7 protein-coding genes are annotated in these 6,076 nt (G+C 69.8%); 3 read left to right on the top strand and 4 right to left on the bottom strand.

Annotated elements, in window-relative coordinates:
• The first annotated feature begins 114 nt into the window (after positions 1-114).
• From ACWELQ_RS35330 to ACWELQ_RS35320, 3 genes are all read left to right on the top strand, one after another.
• Complete coding sequence (locus ACWELQ_RS35330) at positions 115-525, top strand: neocarzinostatin apoprotein domain-containing protein (RefSeq protein ID WP_452401360.1); 411 nt, start codon at positions 115-117, stop codon at positions 523-525.
• 7 nt (positions 526-532) lie between these two features.
• Positions 533-1,099: a hypothetical protein gene (locus ACWELQ_RS35325; RefSeq protein ID WP_452401359.1), complete on the top strand. Its 567-nt coding sequence runs from the start codon at positions 533-535 to the stop codon at positions 1,097-1,099.
• A 197-nt stretch (positions 1,100-1,296) separates the two neighbouring features.
• Complete coding sequence (locus ACWELQ_RS35320) at positions 1,297-2,271, top strand: alpha/beta hydrolase (protein WP_452401358.1); 975 nt, start codon at positions 1,297-1,299, stop codon at positions 2,269-2,271.
• Between the two features lie 87 nt (positions 2,272-2,358).
• On the opposite strand, the gene ACWELQ_RS35315 is transcribed toward ACWELQ_RS35320, so the two are convergent.
• From ACWELQ_RS35315 to ACWELQ_RS35300, 4 genes are all read right to left on the bottom strand, one after another.
• On the bottom strand, positions 2,359-2,694 hold the full coding sequence (locus ACWELQ_RS35315; RefSeq protein WP_452401357.1) for a nitroreductase/quinone reductase family protein: 336 nt from the start codon (positions 2,692-2,694) through the stop codon (positions 2,359-2,361).
• A 45-nt stretch (positions 2,695-2,739) separates the two neighbouring features.
• Complete coding sequence (locus tag ACWELQ_RS35310; RefSeq protein WP_452401356.1) at positions 2,740-4,161, bottom strand: aldehyde dehydrogenase family protein; 1,422 nt, start codon at positions 4,159-4,161, stop codon at positions 2,740-2,742.
• Complete coding sequence (locus tag ACWELQ_RS35305; RefSeq protein WP_452401355.1) at positions 4,158-5,300, bottom strand: FAD-dependent oxidoreductase; 1,143 nt, start codon at positions 5,298-5,300, stop codon at positions 4,158-4,160. Before ACWELQ_RS35305 ends, ACWELQ_RS35310 begins: the two co-directional genes overlap by 4 nt.
• A partial coding sequence (locus ACWELQ_RS35300) for an aldehyde dehydrogenase family protein (protein ID WP_452401354.1) occupies positions 5,297-6,076 on the bottom strand: 780 nt, incomplete at its 5' end. The genes ACWELQ_RS35300 and ACWELQ_RS35305, both read right to left, overlap by 4 nt.

Here is a 6,076-nt window from a genome sequence, read left to right as displayed (position 1 = left end):
CGCCTCCAGCACATTCTGTTCCACCCGCCCCAGCCACGGGCTCTGCCACAGGTGATCGCCCACGGCGATGAGCGAGAATCCACTCGCCTCCGCCGAAGAAAGGTAAGGAACACCATGTTTCGATACGGAACTCGAGGGGGCGCGGTGCTCACCGGCCTGACCGCCCTCGCCCTGTTCGGCGGCGCGACCAGCGCGCAGGCGGCCTCCGTGGACGTGAGCCAGTCCTGGGGCGTCTCGGCCGGGCAGACCGTCAGCGTCTCGGTGAGCGGGCTCACGCCGAACCTGGCGTCGGTGGCGGTCGGCCAGTGCAAGGCGCAGATCTCCGGCCCGTCGGACTGCAACCTCGGCGGCTCACTCCTGGGAACCGCGGACGCGCAAGGCAATTGGTCGGGCGGCGGCATCACCCTGGTGTCCTCGGTCGGCGGCGTGGACTGCACCGCGGCGGCGGGCGCGTGCACCATCTCGGTCACCAGCCTGACCGATCCGAACAATATCCTGGCCTCGGTGCCGCTCAGCTTCGGATGACGCACCCATGAGACGCGACATCCTCCGTGGTGTGGCGGGCGCGGCGGTCACGGCCGCCGCGCTGCTGGCCGCCGCCCCGTCCGCCACCGCCGCACCCGCGCTGCACCCGACACCCGCCGGTGAGGTCAGCGTCGGCGAGGTGCTCACCATCGCCCTCGACGGCCTGCCCGCCAATCTGCCCAATGTGGCCATCGGCCAATGCAAACCGGCCGTCACCAGCCCCTCGGACTGCCAGCTGGACCGCTCCCTGCTCGGCAACGCCGACGCCCAGGGCGTCTGGCAACCCGGCCAACGCGGCCGCACCATCGTGCTCACCGCCTCGGTCGGCGGCATCGACTGCGCCTCCGCGCCGGGCGCGTGCACCCTCGCGGTCACCAGCCTCACCAATCCCACCGCGATTATCACCTCGCTGCCCCTGACCTTCGGCGGCGCCCCGACCACGCAACCCGTTGCCCAGCAGTCCCATTCGGGCGATTCGCACCTCGCCGCGATCCTCACCGGGGTGGTCGTGGTGGTGTTGCTCGCGGCCGCACTGGCCTATCTGCTGCTGCGGGTGAGATCCCGGCGCGAATAGGGCGGCGACAAGCCCTCGGCGTGACGGCGCATTCGGCCGGTCCGACGGACCGGCCATTTGTGCTGCGCGGCAATGGAATTCGCTACGGCAAATGTTACGCAATGTTGTTTCAGACTGTTGACTTGCTGGAGGGTTGGTCGCCTAATGATCCCTCAGAAACGAAACATCGTTTCTCGATGAGGAACAAAGGAAGTCTCTTGATCATTCGACGCTTGCTGGCGGCCGCGGTCTCGGCCGTCTTCGCCGTCTCCGCCTATGCCGCTTCGTCAGTACCGATGGCCAACGCCGACAGTGCCGTCGCATTCGTCGCGAACACCGTCGACATCCGCTGCGCCTTCACCACGCTGCACCAGAGCAGCAACTGGTACTTCCCGTCCGGTACGCCCAAGGCGCTGGTCTGGTTGCAGCACGGTTTCGCCAGTGCCAACGATTCGGTCGACGACACTGCCCGCAAATTCGCCGCCCAGGGCTTCCTGGTTTTCGCGCCGACCCTGCCCACCGCCAACTTCTTCGGCTGCACGCTCGAAAATCTCGGTAACAACACCGATTTCCTGCACAACGTGGCTGATCTGTTCGGCAAGTCCGGCGACCTCGGCGACAAACTCGGTCGGAGTTTCACCGACGCCCGCGGTAAAGCGGGCCGCACCGACGTGGCGCTGCCGACCGCCTGGGTCTTCGCCGCGCACTCCGCCGGTGGCGAGGCGGTGCCGTACGTGACCCAGGAGCTGCGCGCGGACTATCCGAGCGCCTTCGCCAATCTGCGCGGGGAAATCCTCTACGACCCGGTCAAGAGCTTCATCGGCAACAACCTGAGCACCGCGCTCAACCACCTGGACAACACCACCCTGCCGATCCTGGCCATCACCGCCCCGCCCTACTCCTGCAACCGCGACGGCGCCGGCACCCAGGTGCTGATCGACCAGCTGCACCGGCCGTTCCTGGGCGTCCGGCTCACCTCCGGCGCCCACATCGACGTCGAGGGCGCGAGCGCACCCACACCGGACAAGGTGGCCTGCGGCACGCCGCAAGCCAAGAATGTCGATGCCCTGCAACATCTCTCGGTCGGCTGGGCCGGAGACTTCGTGGCCGGCACCAAGACCCCGGACCTCTACCCCGGGGGCAGCTACTACCAGAGTTTGATCTCGGCGGGCACGATCACGACCCTGCCCTGATCGGCGACCGCGATCCGCTCCGAGCGGGAAGGTGTGGGACCGTGCGTCAGCGCGGTCCCACGCCGAATCGCGCCCCGGGTCGGCCGGTCAACGGGCAACGGTGGCTACGAGGGTGGTGCGGCCGTCGATGGCGGTCAGATAAGGCTGGATCATCCGCATCCGAGTGCCGCGGTGCTCCAATTCGAAGGCACCGGACTTCAGGACGTTGCGTACCCAGTCGCTGTGGTCGCCGTAGTTGACCGCCACGCGCAGCTCATCGCCGTACCACGTCGTACCGACCGGGGTGCGGAACCGGCGACCGGATCGGCGTCCGGTGTGAATCACATTGGCGTATCCGGGAACGCGGGCGGTCGCGAAGCGGACGGCGGGGTTGGTCACGCACCGGTTGTAGCTCGCCAGCGTGCGCATGACGCGTGTACGCATGAGCACACGATAGTCCGTCGAGCCGCTCGGTGCAGTCGTGCGGATTCAGTGTGCGGTGGCTGTGGGGTAGGCGCGCGCGGGCAGGCCCGGACCGCCCGGGCGGAAGGCGGCGGGGGCGTGGGTGACCGTGGTCTGGATGTATTCGCGCAGGCCGTCTTCGGCGTATTCGCGACCGTAGCCGCTGCGCTTGATCCCGCCGAACGGGGCGCGCAGGGACATCCCGGTGCGGTTGTGGGTGTTGATGAAGGTGAATCCGGCTTCCAGCCGGGCGGCGAAGGCGAAGGCGCGATCCTCGTCGGCGGACCAGACCGACGCGCCGAGGCCCAGATCGGAATCGTTGGCGCGGGCAAGGACTTCGGCCTCGTCGCGGTACGACAGCAGAGGCACCGCGGGTCCGAACTGTTCGGTGCCGACCAGTGGCGCGTCGTCGGCCAGTCCGCAGGCGAGGACCGGGTCGAGGAAGTAGCCGTCCCCGCCGGGGCCCTGCGCCAGGGTGATGATTCGCCCGCCGCGCGCTGCGGCATCGGAGATCAACGCCGTGACCCGGTCGGCGGCCGCGCGACTGACCACCGGTCCCATGGTCACCGCCTCGTCCACAGGGTCTCCGACCCACAGAACGCGATGCGCGGCGGCCAGGTACGCGTCGAGGAATTCCTGGACGCGCCGCTCGGGGACGTAGAGACGTTTGGCCGCCATGCACACCTGGCCGGAGGTGGCGAAGGAGGCCAGCACCAAACGCTCGTAATCTCCGGGGGTGAGCGCGAAGTCGTCGAGGAACACCGCCGGGTCGTTGCCGCCGAGTTCGAGGACCAGCGGTTTGAGCGCCTGCCCGGCGGCCGCGGCGATCGCGCGCCCGGCCGCGCCGCCGCCGGTGAACGCGATCTTGCCGACGCGCGGATCGGCGATCAACGCCCGCACCAGCTCGGGGCCGCCGTGCACGACGGTGGTCTCGGGCAGCAGTCGCGCGACCCGGGTCACCGTGAGCGGGGCGAGTGGAGAAGGTTTGAGCAGCACCGTGTTTCCCGCGGCCAGCGCGGGACCGAGCTTGAGGATCGAGAGAATGATCGGGGCGTTCCAGGGCGTGATGGCCGCGACGACGCCGTATGGGCGCGGTGTCACGGTCAGCCGTCCCAGGCGGTCGTCGATCTCGGTGGGCGCGAACACCGTCTCCGCCCGATCGCAGAGCCAGCGCAGATACACCGCGGCGAACGAGATCTCACCGCGGCAGTCGACGATCGGTTTGCCGGTCTCGCGGGCCAGCAACTCGCCCAGCTCGACCACGTCGGCGTCCATCGTGTCCGCGGCGGCCCGCAGCGGCTCGAGCCTGGCGGACAGCGGTGCGCGTGACCATTCCCGGAAGCGTCGATCCGCTTCCCGTGCGATGACTTCCACCGCTTCGGGCGGGGTGATCGGCACCGAGCCGACCAGTTCGCGTGGGTGGGCCGGATTCTCGCGGTGGATTCTCATGCGGTGGCCTCGAGCGAATCCATCAGGCAGGCGCGCCGCAGGTGGGCGCGCGCCGCGACCGGATCGGCCGCCAGCTCCCGCAGCTGCCGCCGGTACTCCGCGTCGTGCCGGTGCAGCCGTGACCAATTGGCGCGGCTGGTGCGCTGCACATGCTCGACCGCGACGGTCCGGCGTTGCCGGGCGGCGCGGTCGAGCACCGTGTCCGGCGCTCCGCCGAGCACGTCGGCCAGCGCGGAGGCCATTCGGACCGCGTCGTGGATGCCGCTGTTCATGCCGAGCCCGCCGAGCGGATTGTTCACGTGTGCGGCATCGCCCATGAGCAGCACCCGGCCGGCACGGAACCGGGAAGTCACCCGCTCGTGCACCCGATACAGGCTGGCGTGCGCGACGCGCCAGGGTCGGCCCAGATCGGCGACGCCGGTCAAACGGCCGGGGAGCCTGCGCAATTCGTGCGCGTCGGAGGTGCCCTCGGGGGTTGGCAGCAGCACCCGCCAATGGTCGGGGGTGCGCAGCAGCACCAGCCACTCGTGCGGATCGAACAGGTAGTTGATGGGCGCGATTCCGGGCAGCGCCGCGGTGAGGTCCTCCTCGACCGAGGCGACCAGGAACCGTTCCGGATAGGTGCTGCCCTCGAAATCCGCCGAGATCCCCTGCCGCACCGCCGAATGCGCGCCATCCGCGCCGAGGAGATAGTCGCAGTCCACCGGCCCGCGCGAGGTGGCGATCCGCACCCCGCGCGCATCGGCCGAAACCCCCTGCACCGCATGCGAGAACCGCACCTGGACCCCGTCGGGCAGCGCGTCCAGCAGGATCGGGGTGAGCTTGCTCTGCTCGCACTGCACCCGGTATGGGAACGCGGTATCCCCGGCCAATACACTCAGGTCGAGGGTGGCGATGGCGTCGCCGCCGCGTTCTCGATACTGGAAAGTGGAGGCCACCAAGCCTTTTCGCAGCAGTGCGTCCGCCACGTCCAGTTCCCGCAGCATATCCAGGGTGGGCGGGTGGAAGGTGGAGGCCCGGGATTCGGCCGCCAGCCCCGGACCCTGTTCCAGGACGGTCACGTCGATGCCCCGCTGTGCCAGCACCAGCGCGGCGGTCAGCCCGACCGGTCCCGCGCCCGCGATCGCGACGGTGCTCATGAGGTGTGCAGGGCGAATCGCCCCTCCACGCCGACCACCCGGGCGCCGGTGAAGAACCGCAGCGTCTCGGCGGTGCCCTCCTCGCCCAGCCCGGACACGCCCCACGCCGGGCGCGGGGTCATGAGATCGAGGCTCATCACCGACGAACCGTTGACCTTCACCTCGCCCGCGCGAATCCGGCGCGCCACCGCCAGCGCGAACTCGGTATCCGCCCCGCACACATAGGCTTCCAGCCCGTAGGGCCCGGCATTGGCCAGCCGCGCCACATCCTCGACGCTGTCGTAGGTGACGACACCGGCGACCGGACCGAACACTTCCTCGGCGAGATCCTCGGCGAGCAGCGCGGGGGCGAGGTAGTTGCCGCGGTCCGGTGGCGTCCCATAGGCCCTGTGCGCACGCCCCTCCAGCGCCGCGCGCACCCCGCGAGCGTGCCGGGAATGCACCAGCGGACCCAGTTCCGTCGCCCGGTCCAGGGGTGGGCCCATGCGCAGCGCCTCGAGCCGTTTGCCGATCGCCTCGGTCACTTCGCCTGCGCGCGTGGCGGGCACGATCAACCGCCCCAGCGCCCGGCACCACTGCCCGTTGAGGGTGGTCAGCAGTTCCGCGCCCATCCGCGCCGCGGTGTCGAGATCGGCGTCGGGCAGCACGATCAGCGGGTTGTTCCCGCCCAGTTCGAGCTGGCAGGGGCGGAACAGGGGCGCGGACACGGCGGCGATCTCGCGGCCGCCGGGCACGCCACCGGTGAAGGACACCGCCTTGATGCGGGGATCGGCCAC

This window comes from Nocardia sp. NPDC004722, from assembly GCF_053601505.1.
The sequence above is the reverse complement of the archived record's forward strand: the minus strand, read 5'-3'. Positions and strand labels throughout refer to the sequence as shown.

Excerpts from the sequence above, each read along its gene's own strand:
- ACWELQ_RS35315 (WP_452401357.1), bottom strand. The coding sequence starts at position 2,694 with ATGCGTACACGCGTCATGCGCACGCTGGCGAGCTACAACCGGTGCGTG.
- ACWELQ_RS35310 (WP_452401356.1), bottom strand. The coding sequence starts at position 4,161 with ATGAGAATCCACCGCGAGAATCCGGCCCACCCACGCGAACTGGTCGGC.
- ACWELQ_RS35330 (WP_452401360.1), top strand. The coding sequence starts at position 115 with ATGTTTCGATACGGAACTCGAGGGGGCGCGGTGCTCACCGGCCTGACC.
- ACWELQ_RS35305 (WP_452401355.1), bottom strand. The coding sequence starts at position 5,300 with ATGAGCACCGTCGCGATCGCGGGCGCGGGACCGGTCGGGCTGACCGCC.
- ACWELQ_RS35325 (WP_452401359.1), top strand. The coding sequence starts at position 533 with ATGAGACGCGACATCCTCCGTGGTGTGGCGGGCGCGGCGGTCACGGCC.